Raw genomic sequence first — 17,592 nt, 5'->3', positions numbered from 1 at the left:
TCGATAAGGTTGCGGGCTTCTGCCCAGTCGCGGATTTGGGTAAATACTTGGGTCATGGTTTACTCCTTGGTTATTTAATGCGCAGGCTTTCGCTGCTCTCGAGTTTGACGCCGGGGATTTCTTTGCCGCTTTTGATGGCTTCAGCACCTCCGCTTCCACCTTCGGCGCAGATCCGTCGCCATCCCGCTCTTGCCGGCGTTTGCGTTCCAGTAAGTTGTTAGCCTTATCCAAACCGATTACCGGCGACAGGTTCATGATTTGATCTTCACTCATATCATCAGCTTTTCAGGGTGATAAAGGAAGTCGTAGTAAATCGGGCGCGAGCGGTATTCCATGCGGGATTGTTCGCCCTGTTCCAAGCGGAACTGATACTCGCGCATCGCCTGCATTCCAGACGGGCCGATGGCCTGTTGTATCGCTGCCGGCAGTCGGTCGGGCGAGCCGCCGGAAGCGATAAAGTCTTGCCCCATACGGATGCTGTTTTCCCGCGCTTCCTGCTCGCCTTTCTCATCCCACCCCTTGCGTTCGTTAACTGGAATCTACGCAGCCTGGTGTATAGCGCCACCCGCGTGGAAAGCTGGGCTGAAGCAATGGGCCAAGGCTTTTTGAACTACATCTACCGCCCGATTAAGCAGGGCGCGGAAGCCTACCGCAAGCAGACCAACGAATTTAAACAAGGATTTAAGGAGCTGCTGGAACCCATCCAGCAGGACTTCGACCGCCCGAAAATCCACAGCCACGAGCTCAATTACACCTTTACTTTCAACGAAGTGCTACACGCGATGCTGCACAGCGGCAACGAAAGCAACCTGCGCAAGCTGCTGATTGGGCGCGGCTGGGGCGAAGATACGCCGGACGAGCTGAATACCGCGCGCTGGGAGGCGTTTATCAACCGGATGCAGGAGGAAGGCATTATTCAAGAGCGACATTGGCAGTTTGCGCAAGGAGTGTGGGATTTGCTGGAGCAGAGCAAAGCCAAGGCACAGCAGGCGCACTTCGAGGTGTTCGGCTACTACTTTGACGAGATTGCCGCCAACCCGATTCAAACGCCGTGGGGCGAGTTTCGCGGCGGCTATGTGCCGGCACAGATTGATGCCGATTTGGTGGTGGACGGGCAAATGCGCGAACTGGCCAAGCAAGAAAACGAGAATATGGATTACGCCTTCCCGACCACGGCGAAAGGCTTTACCAAGGCCCGTGTGGAATACAACCGACCGCTGGTGTTGGATTTGGCGCGGCTGATGAGCCACGCCGAACAGGTGGCCTTGTTCTCGAATATGGAAGTGCCGGTGCGCGATGTGCGCCGCCTGCTTTCCGATATTACGCCGGAGCTGAACCGCCACCAGCACAAGGCTTTGGAATCCATGCTGATGCCGTGGCTGAACCGGGCGGCCAAGCAGCGCACCGTAACCAAGATTCAGGAGGACGGCGGTTTCAGCCGCTTTTGGTCGGCGATGCGGCAGCGGGCGGGAATGGCGCTGATGTTCGGCAATATCGTGAACTCCGTGCAGCAGATTACCGGCTTCCTCTTGGCCGGGGTAAAAGTGAAAACCCGCTACATGACGGCGGCTGCGTTGGACTTTGTGGCCAACCGCAAAGCGATGCAGCAGTCGGTGGCCGAGCGTTCGGAATTTATGCGCAGCCGCATGGACAATGAAATCGCGGCGATGGACGACTTTATCCAAGAAACGCTGATTAACCCGAACTGGTATCAGAAGGCGCAGAACTGGACCAACCGCAACGCCTACTTCCTACAACAGGCGATGGCCAACAGCATGGAGCCGGTCATTTGGACGGCGGCATTCCGCCAGTCTTTGGAGCAGGGAATGTACGACACGGCCACCCTTATCAGCATGACCACCGGCCTGCCGGTGCGCGGCACGCTGCGGGCTGGCGAACAGCTCGACGACTGGAGCGGGCTGGATATGTTCAGCGACGAGCAGAACTAGCCAGGTACACTCGAAAAGCACCCTTCGGCAGTTACCATAAGCACGGTAACTCCGGAGGGTCTTTTTTTATGACGATTGAACGCGAAAGCAGGCGCAGCGACGTGTATCTGGGCGACGGCAGCAGCACCGCCCTACCGTTCGGCTTTAAGGTGTTTCTACCGACCGAGATTGCGGTGGTGCTGAATGAGAACGGCACGGAGCGCGTGTTATCCCACGGGCAGGGCTGCACGGTATCGCTGAATGCGGAACAGGATGTGCAGCCGGGCGGCACGGTACAACTGGATGCGCCTTTGCCTGTTGGCAGCAAAACCAAAAGGCTACCTGAAAACCAAAAGGCTACCTGAAAACCAAAAGGCTACCTGAAAACCAAAAGGCTACCTGAAAACCAAAAGGCTACCTGAAAACCAAAAGGCTACCTGAAAACCAAAAGGCTACCTGAAAACCAAAAGGCTACCTGAAAACCAAAAGGCTACCTGAAAACCAAAAGGCTACCTGAAAACCAAAAGGCTACCTGAAAACCAAAAGGCTACCTGAAAACCAAAAGGCTACCTGAAAACCAAAAGGCTACCTGAAAACCAAAAGGCTACCTGAAAACCAAAAGGCTACCTGAAAACCAAAAGGCTACCTGAAAACCAAAACGGCAGTCTGAGAACTTTCCGTTCCCAGACTGCCGTTTGCATTTGGCCAATCCTTGTTTAGCCAGCCTATTCCACCGTTACCGATTTTGCCAGATTGCGCGGCTTGTCCACATCCGTGCCGCGCACCAGCGCCGCGTGGTAGGCCAAAAGCTGCACCGGAATCGTGTGCACAATCGGCGAGAGTACGCCCATGTGGCGCGGGGTGCGGATCACGTGCACACCCGGGCTGGGCTGGAAATTGCTGTCCAAATCAGTAAACACAAACAGCTCGCCGCCGCGCGCGCCCACTTCCTGCATATTAGCCTTCACCTTGTCCAGCAGGCTGTCATTCGGCGCAATCACCACCACCGGCATATCCGCGTCCACCAGCGCCAAGGGGCCGTGTTTGAGCTCGCCGGCCGGGTAGGCTTCGGCGTGGATGTAGGTGATTTCCTTCAGTTTTAGTGCGCCTTCCAAGGCCACCGGATAGTGGATGCCGCGCCCGAGGAACAGCGCGCTGTTTTTCTCGGCAAACTTGGATGCCCAAGCCGTAATCTGCGGTTCAAGATTCAGCGCGTGTTGGATGCTGCCGGGCAGCTGGCGCAGCTCTTCCATATAGACCTGCGCCTGCCCGTCCGACACCTGGCCGCGCATTTTGCCCAGCGTTACCGCCAAGCCGAACAGCACCACCAGCTGCGTGGTAAACGCCTTGGTGGAGGCCACGCCCACTTCCACGCCGGCACGGGTATACAACACCAGCTCGCTCTCACGCGGCAGCGCCGATTCCATCACGTTGCACACCGACAGGCTGTGCCGCTGCCCCAGCGATTGCGCGTATTTCAGCGCTTCCATGGTGTCGAGCGTTTCGCCCGATTGCGACACGGTAATCACCAGTTGCTCGGGGTCGGCAATCACTTCGCGGTAGCGGTATTCGCTGGCGATTTCCACATCGGTGGGCACCCTGCCGATGGCTTCGAGCCAGTATTTGGCGGTGAGCGCGGCGTAATAGGAAGTGCCGCAGGCCAAAATTTTGATGCTGCGGATTTTTTCAAACACACCGCGCGCTGCAGCACCGAAGTTTTCCGGCTCAAACCCACCGCCAATAAACACTTCCGCCGTATCGGCAATTGCCTTAGGCTGCTCGTGGATTTCCTTCTGCATAAAGTGGCTGTATGGCCCCAGCTCCAGCGAAGCCAGCGACAGCTCCGACACGCGCACTTCGCGCACGGCTGGCTGCCCGCTGCGGTCGATCAGGCGGCGGATGCCTTCGCAGCCCAGCTCGGCGATGTCGCCGTCTTGCAGATAAACGATGCGGCGGGTGAAAGCCACCACGGCGGAAACATCGGAAGCGGCAAAGGTTTCGCCCTCGCCCAGCGCCACCAGCAGCGGGCAGCCCATACGCGCCACCACCAGCTCGTCCGGCTTGTCTTGCGCCATCACGGCAATGGCATAGGCGCCGTGGAAGCGCGCGCAGGCGGTCTGCACGGCGGCAAACAGGTGATGCCCGTTGCCGGTGTATTCGTGGTGCACGCTGTGGGCAATTACTTCGGTATCGGTTTGTGATTCAAATACATAGCCCAAAGCCTGCAAGCGAGCGCGCTCTTCTTCGAAGTTTTCGATGATGCCGTTGTGCACCACCGCAATCAGGCTACCTGAAATATGCGGGTGCGCGTTTGGCTCGGTTACGCCGCCGTGGGTGGCCCAGCGGGTGTGGCCGATGCCGATGTGCCCGCAGATGCCGGCCTGCCTGGCCGCGTCTTCCATCAGCTGCACGCGACCCACGCGACGCACGCGCTCAATCCGGCCGTTGGCCGCACACACCGCGATGCCGGAAGAATCGTAGCCGCGATACTCCAGCCGCTTGAGGCCGTCGGTTAGAAAATCCACCACATTCTGCTTGGCGCGCACCGCGCCCACAATACCGCACATTGCTTAGTCCTTACTGTTGTTCATTCGCAGCCGCCGCAGCGGCCAAATCGGGCGGATTATAGCAAACTAGGCTGCCGGTTAGGCAGCCTGTTGCGCTGATTTCAGCCCACGCTCAATACGATGCCGACACCATCTTCCCGTCTCTAAAATTCTGCTGATACAGGATATTGCCGTTGATGGCATAGGTGGTGAGCACGCCGTTTTGCGGGTGGGCGCGGAAATTGTAAAGGGCATCGCGGGCCAGAAGCATGGCATCGCTGCGCTTCTGGCCGGTTTCGTAGAAATCCTGCACCAGATAACCGCCGCCCTGCCGGCTTAAGAGCTGGCGGTAGTAGCCGCCTTTCACCGCCGCGTTGGAAGGCCGACCTTCCGCGTCGAAATAAGTCAGCACCTGCTCTTCGATGATGCGCAGATCGCGCAAATCCTGCACATTTCTGCGGCTGCCCACCGGAATGCTCAAGCCCGTTCCCATGCCGAAATGACGGCCGCCGAAGCCCAAACCCAGCATCACATCGCTGCCGGTGCAGCCCGCAAGCAGCCAAGCCGCGCAAACGCAGGCGGCCAAATGACGTTTTTCCATGATATTTCCCTCCCAAACCGGTTAAAAATTCACGCTGCCGCCATTATAACTTATAGAGAAACCGATATAATGCCGCTTTCCCATTTTTCAGGTAGCCCCACATGATCGGCAGACTTTCCGGCACACTCATCGAAGCCCTCCCCCCGCAAATCCTGATTGACGTAAACGGTGTGGGCTACGAAGTGGACGTATCCATGCAAACCTTCTGCGCCCTGCCCCCCGTGGGCCAGCCCGTATCGCTGCACACCCAGCTCATCGTGCGCGAAGACGCCCACCTCCTCTTCGGCTTCGGCAGCCACAGCGAGCGCAACACCTTCCGCCAGCTCATCAAAGTGAGCGGCATCGGCGCCAAAACCGCGCTCGGCATCCTCTCCGCCATGAGCGCCGACGAGCTCGCCGCCGCCATCGCCGCCGAAGACATCAAACGCCTCTCCTCCGCCCCCGGCATCGGCAAGAAAACCGCCGAACGCATGGTGCTCGAACTGCGCGGCAAGCTCGCCCCCTCCGGTGGCGCCCAAGCCCAGCCCGCCGCCCAAGCCGGCGATACCAGCGAAGACATCGTCAGCACCCTGCTCGCCCTCGGCTACAACGAAAAAGAAGCCCGCAGCGCCACCAAAGGCATCCCCCCCGGCACCGAAGTGGGCGAAGGCGTGCGCCTTGCCCTGAAAAACCTGCTGAAATAAACAGATAAAGGCTACCTGAAAAACCAAGCCTCCGCGAAAACGAAACCAGCNAAGCAAATTTCTGCCCAACCGGCACACCCGCTTCAAGCAAAACCCATCCAAGCAGATCATTTTCAGGTAGCCTCCTTATCCCGCCAAAAGCTACCTGAAAACACCCCAACATTTTTCAGGTAGCCCCAACATCCCAAACCACCCGAACCAAACCCACCCCCACAGGAACCCACCATGCCCAGCATCGGCCTCTTCGGCGGCACCTTCGACCCCATCCACAGCGGCCACCTGCACATCGCCCGCAGCTTTGCCGACGAGCTCCGCCTCAGCAGCGTCATCTTCCTGCCCGCCGGCGCCCCCTACCACAAAACCCCCCCCCACCCCCCCGCCGCCCACCGCCTCGCCATGGTCGAAATCGCTGCCCAAGCCGACCCCCGCTTCGCCGTGAGCGACTGCGACATCGTCCGCCAAGGCGCCACCTACACCCACGACACCGTGCAAATCTTCCACCAGCACTTTCCCGCTGCTGAAATCTGGCTGCTCATCGGCATGGACAGCCTGCTGCAACTGCACACCTGGCACCGCTGGCAAAACCTCGTGCGCCAATGCCGCATCGCCGCCGCCCACCGCCTCGCCACCAGCCTCGCCCAAGCCCCCGCCCCGCTGCAAGCCTGGCTGGCCGAAGCCCTGCCGCAAGGCCGGCTGCATATCCTGCAAGCCGCCCCCCTGCCCGCCAGCTCCACCCAAATCCGCCAACAGCTCGCCGCCAGCGGCACCAGCCCCGACCTTCCCCCCACCGTGCTCGCCTACATCCGCCAACACCATCTCTACCACATCCCGCCACGCGCCCGATAAATATTTTCAGGTAGCCCCTCCGGCACGAAAGGCTACCTGAAAAAACTTCCCCAACCCGCACCCAACAAAAAAGCAGCCCGCAGGCCGCTTTTTTTCATCACATCCTTTTTAACAGTAGCGGAAGTGCATTTATCCACCACATCAATCCACATACCGCTCCTCATCCTTATTCAAGAAGGCATAAGGCAGGCCGATCAGCAGGCCGCCGCCCACCCAGTTGGCAAAGAAAGCGATGCTGCAATGGCGCAGAATATTCAGCATTTCAAAATGCCCCACCTCGCCGGCAATCGGGTTGAACGCCACCAGCGAGAAAGAAGCGAAGTTTGCCGCCACGTGTTCGTTGGCCAGAAACACAAACATATACACCGCCGCAAACACGCCCACGATTTTCGCCATCTGGTCTTTCAGCAGCAGATAGGCCATCACCGCCACGTTCACATACAGATTGGCCATGATCCCTTCAAACAACACCAGCCGGCTGCCCCGCTCCAGTTTGTGTTCCACCAGGCTGGGCAGGTAATTGTGCACATTCAGCCCGGCAAACGCGCTGGTTTGGTCAAACAGCCAGGCGGCCAGCATCGAGCCGAGCAGGTTGAAAAGCGTGCAATACATCAAAATTGCCAACGCTTTGTGCCATTTGATTTTTTTCAGAAACGTGCCGGCGGTGAGATACATCATATTGGAAGTGGTGAGTTCCGCGTTGAGCGAAAGGATATACACCAGCCCCCAGGCAAACATAAACGGAAAAGCAAAGCGCCCCAGCGCAGGGTGCACCATATTGAGCGTATCCGCCGCCACCACGCCCGCCGCCGTGCCCAGCGTGAGGATCACCCCCGCATACATCGAGCGCACGGCATATTTGGCCTTATTGCCGTCGAACAGCGCCGATTTCTTGCGGCAGTTGTATTCAATGGCGGAAACAAACGTCGAACCCTGCATAAACCCTCCCTTAAATTGCTGCAAATCCATTGTGAATATGTGTTTGATATCGCGCTTCGGCCGCATGGTTTCGGCCGGCACGCAAGGCTACCTGAAAACCATGCAGCTGTGCAAACCGTTTTGCGGATTTATTTGCGCTTTGTTTGATTTAGCATCGTTTCACTCGAAATAATCCGGCACGGCGCGGCAGAATTTTCCTGTCCGATGCGAGAATCTCTGTTGTGCACCGCCGCCGTTTCAGGTAGCCTCTTGATTGCAAACCGGCGTAAAATCGCGCCGTTTCATTCCGCCCGTTTTTCCCCTTTCCCCAACGAATTTCAAGGAAGACCACCATGTTCCAGCACGTTGAGTTCTACCCCGGCGACCCCATCCTCGGCCTGATGGAGAAATACAACCAAGACCCGCGCAGCGAGAAAGTCAATCTCGGCGTAGGCGTTTACTACGACGGCGAAGGCCGCCTGCCCGTGCTTGAGTGCGTGAAAACCGTCGAGCGCGCCCTGGCCGAAACCCCGCGTCCGCGCGGCTACCTGCCGATGGAAGGCACGCCCGCCTACCGCGCCGCCTGCCAAAAACTGCTGTTCGGCGCCGACAACCCCGCCGTGAAAGAAGGCCGCATCGCCACCATCCAATCGCTCGGCGGCTCCGGTGCGCTGCGCGTGGGCGCCGATTTCATCCGCGAATGGTTTCCGCAGGCCAAGTGCTACGTGAGCAACCCCACCTGGGGCAACCACGTGAGCATCTTTGAAGGCGCCGGCTTCGAAGTGGGCAAATACCCCTACTACGACCCGGCCACCATCGGCGTGAAGTTCCAAGAAATGAAAGATTTCTTCCGCACGCTGAACGAAAACGACGTGCTCATCCTGCACCCCTGCTGCCACAACCCCACCGGCGTAGACCTCACCCGCGAGCAGTGGGACGAGCTGCTGGGCATCATCAAAGAGAAAAAACTCATCCCCTTCATGGACATCGCCTACCAAGGCTTCGCCGACGACATGGAAAGCGACGTATATGCCGTGCGCCGCGCCGTGGAGCTCGGCCTGCCCGTGTTTGTGAGCAGCTCCTTCTCCAAAAACCTCTCGCTCTACGGCGAGCGCGTGGGCGGCCTTTCCGTGGCCTGCCCCAGCGCCGAAGAAGCCAAGCTCGTGCTCGGCCAGCTCAAATTCACCGTGCGCCGCATCTATTCCAGCCCGCCCTCGCACGGCAATGCCGTGGTGGACGGCGTGATGAACAACGAAGACCTGTTTAAGCAATGGGAAGGCGAAGTGTATGAAATGCGCGACCGCATCCGCGCCATGCGAAGCCGCCTGCAAGAAGTGCTCAGCGCCAAAGTGCCCGGCCGCGATTTCGGCTACTTCACCAAACAGCGCGGCATGTTCAGCTTCACCGGCCTTTCGCCCGAGCAGGTGGAACGGCTGCAAAAAGAGTTTGCTATTTATATGGTGAGCAACGGCCGCATGTGCGTGGCCGGCCTGAACGAGAAGAATATCGACTACGTGGCCAACGCCTTTGCCGAAGTGTTGAAATAGCCGCAGGCAGGCTGGAATAAGAAGGCCACCTGAAAACGGTGCGAACTGGTTTTCAGGTAGCCTTTTCCCCAAGCGCCCAATCTCACCGAGGAAACCATGAAGAAACCCGCCAGAAGCCATATCAAACTCTTGATCAAGAGTTTGCTGATAACCCTCATCTTGCTGATATTAGCAGGCTATTTCCTGATCACTCTCACCCAAAGCAAGTATTATTCCATCAACCTGCTGCACAACAACCAATCCGGCACCCCATATCTGGAAAAACTCGAAATCAACAATAAACCCTATATCATCAACCAAGACATCCCGCCCAACAGCGACACATATAATTTCAATATGAGCCGCTCATTCCTTGAATTTGAAGAAAAAAGCAAGCTGAATATCACCTTCACCATCCGAAACAAAGAAAACAATCAAACCATCACGCCATCTTGTAGCGTAACCTTTGAAGAAGAATCTTCGGATAACTGTTTCCTCCTGGTACGTTTGGAAAACGATCGAGTGTCCTGCATTTGCGATTTCTAGAGCCAGCTTCACGCCGCCAGTGCCAACTATTTTTCAGGTAGCCCCAAGCCGCGCAAAGGCTACCTGAAAACATCCCGCCGCCCCTCAGCAGAAAGCCCCGCCATGCCCGCCATCCGCCGCATCTACGGCTACATGCCCTCTTCCTCCCCCGCCATCTTCTGCGACCGCCTCTACCCGCGCGGCATCCGCAAAGAAACCTTCGCCGCCGTGCAGTGGCTCAAAGACATCGCCCCCTCCCCCGAACTGCGCCGCTGGTATCACGCCGCGCCGCAAGAGCGTTTCCCCGAATTCGCCGCCCGCTACACCGAAGAGCTGCAACACGGCAGCGCCCATGCCGCCCTGCTCGCGCTCAAGCAGCAGCTCGCCGCCGCGCCGGATACCGTGCTGCTCACCGCCGTGCGCCATCCGCAGCAGAGCCACCTCTCCGTGCTGGCGCAAGTGCTCGGCTGGGAAACAGTCGATTGGGGCGGCGATGCGGCAGCACCAGATTGAAGCGTTGCCATTTTTAGCTTGGCAGGCATTCTGCTTTGTGCCGGATATTTTTCAGGTAGCCTTTTGCTGTGAATAGAGGCTACCTGAAAACATCCGCTTCAACACAATTAACAAGAGCCACTCAAATTCCTGCAAAGCTAAAATATCCGCCGTTTTCAGCTTGGCGCAAACCACGCCCCACTTTGGCGAAGCCCCATTTTTCAGGTAGCCTCAACCCCCGCATTCTCGGTAAAATAGCGCCTTCACACTAATTCCCCCGCACACACCCGCATGAATATCTTCGACACCGCCCTGCCCGACGTTAAAATCCTCGAGCCGCAAATCCACGGCGACGAACGCGGCTTCTTTATGGAAACCTTCCACGACAACTGGTTCCGCCAACACATCGGCCACCACACCTTCGTGCAGGAAAACCATTCCCGATCCGAGCACGGCGTATTGCGCGGCCTGCATTATCAAACCGTTCATCCGCAAGGCAAACTCGTGCGCGTCGTGTCTGGAGGCGTGTTCGACGTGGCCGTGGATTTACGCCGCTCCTCGCCCACCTTCGGGCATTGGGTGGGCGCCGTGCTCTCCGCCGAAAACCGCTACCAAATGTGGATACCGCCCGGCTTCGCCCACGGCTTCTACGTAACCGACAGCCACGCCGAAATCGTGTACAAATGCACCGACTACTACCAGCCCGCACACGAACACACCCTGTTTTGGCACGACCCCGCCGTGGGCATCGACTGGCCGCTGGCCGGCCCGCCGCAGCTCTCCGCCAAAGACGCCGCCGGCCGCGCCCTCGCCCAAGCCGCCCTGTTCGGCTAAAGGCTACCTGAAACCCCCGCCCAACCCAGCCCCAACCAATATCCCGCCATGAAACTGATCATCCTCGACCGCGACGGCGTGCTCAACCAAGACCGCGACGACTTTGTGAAATCCGAAGAAGAATGGGTGCCCCTGCCCGGCAGTATGGACGCCGTCGCCTTCTTCAAGCAGGCCGGCTACACCGTGGCCATCGCCACCAACCAATCCGGCATCGGCCGCCGCTACTTCTCCATGCAAGACCTCAACGAAATGCACGAAAAAATGCACCGCCTCGCCCATGAAGCCGGCGGCAGCATCGACGGCATCTGGTTTTGCCCCCACACCGACGCCGACCACTGCCACTGCCGCAAGCCCAAGCCCGGCATGGTGGAAGACATCCTCAACCGCTTCAACACCGACGCCCAAGGCGTCTACCTCGTGGGCGACAGCCTACGTGATTTGCAGGCCATTGACGCCGTGGGCGGCCAGCCCGTGCTCGTGCTCACCGGCAAAGGCAAGAAAACCCTCTCCGCCGGCGGACTACCTGAAAACACCCAAGTGTTCGACGACCTGCTCGCCTTCGCCCAACACCTCGTCAACCAAACCGCCGCCGAACAGGAGGCCTGATGTTTTCACTCTGGATACGCAACCTCGCCTACTGGCTGCTGATGGCGCTCATCACCCCGCCCCTGTTCGTCGTGCTGGTGCTGGCCGCCCCCTTCCCGCGCGGCATCCACACCCTCGCCACCCGCTGGGCGCTGATGCTCATGTGGCTCTTGGAAAACATCGTCGGCCTCAAATACCGCGTGGAAGGCGCCGAAAATATCCCCGCCGGCCCCGCCATCATCTGCTGCAAACACCAATCCGGCTGGGAAACGCTCGCCATGCAAAAAATCTTCCCGCCGCAAGTGTTTGTGGCCAAACGCGAGCTCTTCCTCATCCCCTTCTTCGGCTGGGGGCTCAAGCTCGCCGGCACCATCGGCATCGACCGGCGCAACCCCGGCCAGGCCGCCGCCCAAATCATCGAGCAGGGCAGCAAACGCAAAGCCCAAGGCTTCTGGATCACCATCTTCCCCGAAGGCACGCGCGTGAAGCCCGGCAGCAAAGGCCGTTATAAAAGCGGCGCCGCCCGCACCGCCACGCTTTTGGAGATGGACATCGTGCCCGTGGCGCTCAACAGCGGCGAATTCTGGCCGAAAAACTCCTTCCTCAAGCATCCCGGCGAAATCAGCGTCGTCATCTGCCCGCCGATCAAGCACGATTCCGGCAGCATCAACGAGCTCACCGCCGCCTGCGAGGCCGCCATCGAAAGCCAAATGCCGCGCATCACCGGCCGCGGCCCCTGCTATGCCGGCCAAGCCAAAGGCAGCCCGCAGCAAAACAACGCAGCATAAGGGCAAACGGCGATTCCATCGGCGCTAATGCCGTATCAGAAGTTAATTCGCCATAATCGGCTAAACCGCATTGCCGCCACAGAAAGCAAAAGGCTACCTGAAAACTGAGCCCCGGCATTTTTCAGGTAGCCTTTTTCGTTTTCCCTTTCCTTTTTCAGGTAGCCCCAAGCCGTTTTTGCAGTATCTGCTCTAGCTAATTTCTTGTCATCATTCATCTTTCGCCGCACCGGGCATTTTCCCTGCGCCCGGCCGGCCATCGCGCCCGTTTCTGCCGCTGAAACGGCTTTTTATTCCAAAGCCTTGTTTTTTGCGCCGCCCTGCGGTATCTTGCTTTTCCCTTTTTTACACAACCCCTGCATCTCTTCCGACGGATGCGGCGGTTGGCTGTTACCGGTTGTTGCCGTTTCGCGTACCCTAAACCGCCCGGCTCCGGCCAGCGCACTACCGTGCCGTGGTAAAGCCGCCGCCGAACGATCGGCTGATGTGCATAAAGGAGAGGTTTGATGCAATTATCAGGCGCACAAATATTGGTGCAAAGTCTCAAGGCCGAGGGCGTGGAATACGTGTTCGGCTATCCCGGCGGCGCGGTGCTGGAAATCTACGACGCCATCTATCAACTCCACAAATTCGAGCATATCCTGGTGCGCCACGAGCAGGCCGCGGTACACGCCGCCGATGCCTATGCGCGCGTGAGCGGCAGGGTGGGCGTGGCGCTGGTTACCTCCGGCCCGGGCGCCACCAACGCCATCACCGGCATCGCCACCGCCTACAGCGATTCCATCCCGCTGGTGGTGATTTCCGGCCAGGTGGCCTCGCCGGCGGTGGGCACGGATGCCTTCCAGGAAATCGACATGGTGGGCGTGTCGCGCCCCTGCGTGAAGCACAATTTTCTGGTCACTTCGGTGGACGATTTGGCGCCCACCATCAAAAAGGCCTTCCAAATCGCGCAAAGCGGCCGCCCCGGCCCGGTGGTGGTGGACATCACCAAAGATGCCACGCAAACGCTGTCGAAATTCAGCTATCCGCAGGAAGACATCTTTATCCGCTCTTATCAGCCGGTTACGCACGGGCACATCGGCCAGATTAAGAAAGCCGTGCAGATGCTGGCGGCAGCCAAACGCCCGCTGGTGTATTTCGGCGGCGGCGTGATTTTGGGCAACGCTTCCGAACAGCTCATCGACTTGGTGCGCCTGCTCGACGCCCCCTGCACCGGCACGCTGATGGGCTTGGGCGGCTACCCGGCCTCCGACCGCCGCTTCCTCGGCATGCCCGGCATGCACGGCACCTATGAAGCCAACCTGGCCATGCAGAATGCCGACGTGATTTTGGCGGTGGGCGCGCGTTTCGACGACCGCGTGATTTCCGTGCCCGGCAAATTCTTGGAAGCCCCGAAGAAAATCATCCACATCGACATCGACCCATCCAGCATCGCCAAGCGCGTGAAGGTGGACGTGCCGATTGTGGGCGACGTGAAAAACGTATTAACGGAAATGCTCGGCCTGTGGCGCAAACAGGAGCTCGCGCTCAACCCGGCCGCCTTGGAAAAATGGTGGCAGCAAATCGAAGCCTGGCGCAGCCGCGACGGCCTGTATATCGAGCCGCGCTCGGATGTGATCCTGCCGCAGCAGGTGATCCGCACGCTGGCCGAGGTAACCAACGGCCGGGCGATCATCACTTCCGACGTGGGTCAGCATCAAATGTTCGCTGCGCAGTATTACCCCTTCGATGAGCCGCGCCAGTGGCTCAACTCCGGCGGCTTGGGCACCATGGGCGTGGGCCTGCCCTATGCCATGGGCGCTTATTTGGCCGCGCCCGAGCGCGACATCTGCTGCATCACCGGCGAAGGCTCGGTGCAGATGAATATTCAGGAGCTGGCCACCTGCAAACAATACAATCTGCCGGTGAAAATCATCTGCCTGAACAACGGCTACCTAGGCATGGTGCGCCAATGGCAGGAGCTGTATTACAGCAACCGCGAGGCGGAAACCTATTTCGACACCCTACCCGACTTCGTGAAGCTGGCCGAAGCATACGGCCACGTGGGCATGCGCATCAGCAACCCGGCCGACGTGGAAGGCGCGCTGCGCGAGGCGCTGGCCTTGAAAGACCGCCTGGTGTTTATGGATTTCGTGGTGGACCGCAAACAAAACGTCTTCCCCATGGTCGGCAACGGCAAGGGGCTGGACGAAATGGTGTTGCCGCCGCATATGCGCGAGCGCAAAGCCGATTCTGATGTAAACGAAGTCACCGACCGCCACTACGACAAAAGGAGCGTGCCATAATGCGACACATTTTATCCGTTTTGATGGAAAACGAATCCGGCGCCATGAGCCGAGTGGTCGGGCTGTTTTCGGCACGCGGCTACAACATCGACTCCCTCTCCGTCGCCCCCACGGAAGACGCCACCCTCTCCCGCATGACCATCGTTACCCACGGCAACGACCAAATTGTGGAGCAGATCACCAAGCAGCTGAATAAATTGGTGGAAGTGGTGAAAGTGATCGATTTCAACCACTGCCGCCATGTGGAACGCGAGCTGATGCTGGTGAAAGTGCGCGCCGTGGGCAAAGACCGCGACGAGCTGCTGCGCCTCACCGACATCTACCGCGGCCAAGTGGTGGACGTAACCGACAAGAGCTATGTGATCGAAATCACCGGCACCAGCGACAAGCTCAGCAGCTTCCTGGAAACCGTGCCCAAAGGCCTGATTCTGGAAACCGTGCGCACCGGCGCCGCCGGCATCGGTCGCGGCGAGCGGATTTTGAAAATTTGATGTTTGAGCGGCCTATTGAGATAGGTTGGAAATTTTTCAGGTAGCCTGTATGCAGCAATACAAGCTACCTGAAAATATTTGTGGCACAGCTTCCCCCTCCACAGTGCTTAAGGCTACCTGAAAACCGAGCTTCCGCAAGAAGCAGAGTTTCTGCAAAGCTAAAACCAACCCACGCCCAAAGACCAAAACCGCCACAGAGCGCTCTTCACTTGCCCTAACTCGGCCGGCAGCAATAAACACCAAATCTCCAATCAAAGCAGTGAAAATCACTTTTCAATGCCTGAAATAATAGTTAATAACCGGTTTTCCACTATTCCCCCATTTTGCAGAAAACCGCCGAAAACCTTGCCGCCACCCTAAGCGCGGCATAGAATCCCCAACCATCTTCCCGCCAATTTGCTTAAACCGCAGCGGCAAACGCCGCCTTTTTCATCCCCAGAGCCCCATCGTGAACACCCCCATCTATAATTTCTCTGCCGGCCCCGCCGTCTTGCCCGAATCCGTGTTGCGCACCGCACAAAGCGAAATGTTCGACTACAACGGCACCGGCTTTTCCGTGATGACCATGAGCCACCGCTCCGACGTATTCATGAGCATCCTCTACCACGCCGAGCAAGACCTGCGCCAGCTGCTCGGCATCCCCGACAACTACAAAGTCCTGTTCCTGCAAGGCGGCGCCAGCGCCCAATTCAACATGACCGTGATGAACCTGAGCAACGGCTTCAAGCGCGTCGATTCCGTGGTAACCGGCAACTGGAGCCGTATCGCCCATCAGGAAATGGGCAAGCTTTCCGATGTAAACATCCACCTGGCCGCACACGGCGGCGAGCAGTTCAACTACACCGACCTGCCGCCCGTTTCCTCCTGGGACATCGACCCGGGCTCCGCCTTCGTGCATTTCGTCATCAACGAAACCGTGCACGGCCTGCAATACCGCGAAGCGCCCAAACTCGGCGCTGGCATGCCGCCCCTCGTGTGCGACATGTCGAGCGAGATTTTGTCGCGCCGCATCAACGTGGCCGACTATGGCGTGATTTATGCCGGCGCGCAGAAAAACATCGGCCCCTCCGGCACCACCATCGTCATCATCCGCGAAGACCTGCTCGAACGCTGCTCCAGTCGCGTGCCCGACGTGTGGAACTACCGCTCCCACATCCAGCGCCAAGGCATGTACAACACCCCCGCCACCTACCCCATCTACATCGCCGGCCTCGTGTTCCGCTGGCTGCAATCGCAAGGCGGCGTGGCGCAGATGGAAACCATCAACACCCTCAAAGCCAAAACCCTGTATGCCGCCATCGACAACAGCGGCGGCTTCTACCGCAACCCCGTCGCCCCCGCCGCCCGCTCCAAAATGAACGTCATCTTCAGCACCGGCAACCCCGATTTAGACGAACTCTTCGCCCAAGAATCCACCACCCGCGGCCTGCGCCTCTTGCGCGGCTACCAGAGCATGGGCGGCATGCGCGCCAGCATCTACAACGCCATGCCCCTGCAAGGCGTGGAAGCCCTGATCGAATTTATGCGCGAATTCCAAAAACGCTACGGCTAATCCCCTGCCCCAGGCGTATAATCAGGCTACCTGAAAACTATTTTTCAGGTAGCCTTCCCCTTTTCAGGTAGCCCTTTATCGATGGAGCCCGCCATGATTAAAATCGAAAACGCCGTCAGCGAAACCCTGCTCATCCCCCTCTACATGAAATACCGCGCCGCCCAGCAGCCCAACCCCATCCTGCGCGACGAAGCCGCCTGCCGACTCGTGCCACAAATCGACTACGACTTCACCGGCCTCGCCCACGCCAAACACACCATCGTCGGCACCGCCATCCGCTCCCGCCATTTCGACCAACTCACCGCCGACTTCATCCGCCGCCACACCCACCCCGTCATCGTCATCCTCGGCTGCGGGCTCGACAGCCGCCGCGAACGCCTCGGCAGCCAAGCCGGCAACGCCCCCTTCTACCAGCTCGACCTGCCCGAAGTCATCGAACTGCGCCGCCGGCTCCTCCCCCCGCAAGCCAACGAAACCCTGCTCCCCTCCTCCGCCTTCAGCACCGAATGGATGGAAGATCTGCAAACCCGCCATCCCGAAGCCGCATTCCTCTTCGTGATAGAAGGCGTGCTGATGTATTTCCCCATCGACACCGTGCGCAGCCTGTTCCAAAACCTCGCCGCCCGCTTCAGCGGCAGCGAAATCGCCTTCGACATGTGCAACAGCTGGACCGCCAAACACTCCGCCCGCCACGAAGCCATGAAAAACGCCAGCGCCCGCTTCGAATCCTACTGCGACAACGAACGCGAAGCCGAACAATGGGCCGGCAACCTGCACCTCGTCTCCAGCCGGCTCCTCATCGGCGATTTTCCCGCCGAATGGAAGCGCACCGGCTGGCTCTCCTACCACATCATGCGCCTCGTGCCTTCCATACGAGAAAGCACCCGCCTGCTACACTACCGCATTGATTAGCCGCAAACTTCAAGCATATCCAACACAAAGGCTACCTGAAAATTTTTTCAGGTAGCCTTTTTCTTTATTCCGCCTGTATTTCA

At 58.8% G+C, this 17,592-nt stretch carries 20 protein-coding genes; 14 read left to right on the top strand and 6 right to left on the bottom strand.

From position 1 onward, the window contains the following. A partial coding sequence (locus A7P95_RS11660; RefSeq protein ID WP_156503532.1) for a hypothetical protein occupies positions 1-273 on the bottom strand: 273 nt, incomplete at its 3' end. Next, positions 270-470, bottom strand: coding sequence for a hypothetical protein (locus tag A7P95_RS06470; RefSeq protein WP_067592883.1), 201 nt, complete (start codon positions 468-470; stop codon positions 270-272). The genes A7P95_RS11660 and A7P95_RS06470, both read right to left, overlap by 4 nt. Positions 471-605: 135 nt before the next feature. Here A7P95_RS06470 and A7P95_RS06465 point away from each other — a divergent pair, with 135 nt between their 5' ends. Both A7P95_RS06465 and A7P95_RS06460 read left to right on the top strand, forming a co-directional pair. Next, positions 606-1,949, top strand: a complete 1,344-nt coding sequence (locus A7P95_RS06465; protein ID WP_218916361.1) for a hypothetical protein — start codon at positions 606-608, stop codon at positions 1,947-1,949. Between the two features lie 68 nt (positions 1,950-2,017). Further along, the gene (locus A7P95_RS06460) at positions 2,018-2,293 is read left to right on the top strand and encodes a hypothetical protein (protein WP_067592877.1); all 276 of its coding nucleotides are present in this window, start codon (positions 2,018-2,020) and stop codon (positions 2,291-2,293) included. A 360-nt stretch (positions 2,294-2,653) separates the two neighbouring features. Here the strand turns inward: A7P95_RS06460 and glmS are convergent, their stop codons facing one another. Beyond that, positions 2,654-4,495: a glutamine--fructose-6-phosphate transaminase (isomerizing) gene (gene glmS, locus A7P95_RS06455; RefSeq protein ID WP_067592875.1), complete on the bottom strand. Its 1,842-nt coding sequence runs from the start codon at positions 4,493-4,495 to the stop codon at positions 2,654-2,656. A 112-nt stretch (positions 4,496-4,607) separates the two neighbouring features. After that, positions 4,608-5,075 (bottom strand): NemA protein, encoded by a 468-nt coding sequence (locus A7P95_RS06450; protein WP_067592873.1) that lies wholly within the window; start codon positions 5,073-5,075, stop codon positions 4,608-4,610. Between the two features lie 101 nt (positions 5,076-5,176). On the opposite strand from A7P95_RS06450, the gene ruvA reads away from it, so the two are divergent. Further along, complete coding sequence (gene ruvA / locus A7P95_RS06445; protein WP_067592870.1) at positions 5,177-5,758, top strand: Holliday junction branch migration protein RuvA; 582 nt, start codon at positions 5,177-5,179, stop codon at positions 5,756-5,758. Between the two features lie 225 nt (positions 5,759-5,983). Further along, positions 5,984-6,604 (top strand): nicotinate (nicotinamide) nucleotide adenylyltransferase, encoded by a 621-nt coding sequence (gene nadD / locus A7P95_RS06440; protein ID WP_067592867.1) that lies wholly within the window; start codon positions 5,984-5,986, stop codon positions 6,602-6,604. A 141-nt stretch (positions 6,605-6,745) separates the two neighbouring features. Here nadD and A7P95_RS06435 read toward each other — a convergent pair whose 3' ends face one another. After that, a complete protein-coding gene (locus A7P95_RS06435) occupies positions 6,746-7,573 on the bottom strand; it encodes a formate/nitrite transporter family protein (RefSeq protein WP_225748264.1) in 828 nt (275 codons plus the stop codon). A gap of 302 nt (positions 7,574-7,875) precedes the next feature. On the opposite strand from A7P95_RS06435, the gene A7P95_RS06430 reads away from it, so the two are divergent. From A7P95_RS06430 to A7P95_RS06405, 6 genes are all read left to right on the top strand, one after another. Continuing rightward, complete coding sequence (locus A7P95_RS06430; RefSeq protein ID WP_067592865.1) at positions 7,876-9,069, top strand: amino acid aminotransferase; 1,194 nt, start codon at positions 7,876-7,878, stop codon at positions 9,067-9,069. 96 nt (positions 9,070-9,165) lie between these two features. Next, entirely contained in the window at positions 9,166-9,594 is a 429-nt protein-coding gene (locus tag A7P95_RS06425; RefSeq protein ID WP_067592863.1) for a hypothetical protein, read from the top strand. A gap of 102 nt (positions 9,595-9,696) precedes the next feature. Next, positions 9,697-10,086, top strand: coding sequence for a DUF488 domain-containing protein (locus A7P95_RS06420; protein WP_067592859.1), 390 nt, complete (start codon positions 9,697-9,699; stop codon positions 10,084-10,086). A gap of 270 nt (positions 10,087-10,356) precedes the next feature. Then, a complete protein-coding gene (gene rfbC, locus A7P95_RS06415) occupies positions 10,357-10,899 on the top strand; it encodes a dTDP-4-dehydrorhamnose 3,5-epimerase (RefSeq protein WP_067592856.1) in 543 nt (180 codons plus the stop codon). A gap of 48 nt (positions 10,900-10,947) precedes the next feature. Continuing rightward, positions 10,948-11,505: a D-glycero-beta-D-manno-heptose 1,7-bisphosphate 7-phosphatase gene (gmhB, locus tag A7P95_RS06410; RefSeq protein ID WP_067592853.1), complete on the top strand. Its 558-nt coding sequence runs from the start codon at positions 10,948-10,950 to the stop codon at positions 11,503-11,505. Next, positions 11,505-12,272 (top strand): lysophospholipid acyltransferase family protein, encoded by a 768-nt coding sequence (locus A7P95_RS06405; protein ID WP_067592849.1) that lies wholly within the window; start codon positions 11,505-11,507, stop codon positions 12,270-12,272. The genes gmhB and A7P95_RS06405 overlap by 1 nt, the downstream gene beginning before the upstream one ends. A 35-nt stretch (positions 12,273-12,307) precedes the next feature. On the opposite strand, the gene A7P95_RS06400 is transcribed toward A7P95_RS06405, so the two are convergent. After that, positions 12,308-12,487: a hypothetical protein gene (locus A7P95_RS06400; protein WP_156503530.1), complete on the bottom strand. Its 180-nt coding sequence runs from the start codon at positions 12,485-12,487 to the stop codon at positions 12,308-12,310. 288 nt (positions 12,488-12,775) lie between these two features. On the opposite strand from A7P95_RS06400, the gene ilvB reads away from it, so the two are divergent. The 4 genes from ilvB to A7P95_RS06380 all read left to right on the top strand — a co-directional run bounded on the left by ilvB (position 12,776) and on the right by A7P95_RS06380 (position 17,509). Beyond that, on the top strand, positions 12,776-14,554 hold the full coding sequence (ilvB, locus tag A7P95_RS06395) for a biosynthetic-type acetolactate synthase large subunit (RefSeq protein WP_067592842.1): 1,779 nt from the start codon (positions 12,776-12,778) through the stop codon (positions 14,552-14,554). Continuing rightward, the gene (ilvN, locus tag A7P95_RS06390) at positions 14,554-15,045 is read left to right on the top strand and encodes an acetolactate synthase small subunit (RefSeq protein ID WP_067592839.1); all 492 of its coding nucleotides are present in this window, start codon (positions 14,554-14,556) and stop codon (positions 15,043-15,045) included. The genes ilvB and ilvN overlap by 1 nt, the downstream gene beginning before the upstream one ends. Before the next feature lie 445 nt (positions 15,046-15,490). Continuing rightward, the gene (gene serC / locus A7P95_RS06385; protein WP_067592836.1) at positions 15,491-16,597 is read left to right on the top strand and encodes a 3-phosphoserine/phosphohydroxythreonine transaminase; all 1,107 of its coding nucleotides are present in this window, start codon (positions 15,491-15,493) and stop codon (positions 16,595-16,597) included. 93 nt (positions 16,598-16,690) lie between these two features. Further along, the gene (locus tag A7P95_RS06380; protein ID WP_067592889.1) at positions 16,691-17,509 is read left to right on the top strand and encodes a class I SAM-dependent methyltransferase; all 819 of its coding nucleotides are present in this window, start codon (positions 16,691-16,693) and stop codon (positions 17,507-17,509) included. The last annotated feature ends 83 nt before the right edge of the window (positions 17,510-17,592 follow it).

Origin of the sequence: Eikenella longinqua (assembly GCF_001648355.1) — a bacterium.
Taxonomy (GTDB): Bacteria; Pseudomonadota; Gammaproteobacteria; order Burkholderiales; family Neisseriaceae; genus Eikenella; species Eikenella longinqua.
This window is presented reverse-complemented; position numbering and strand designations above follow the sequence as displayed.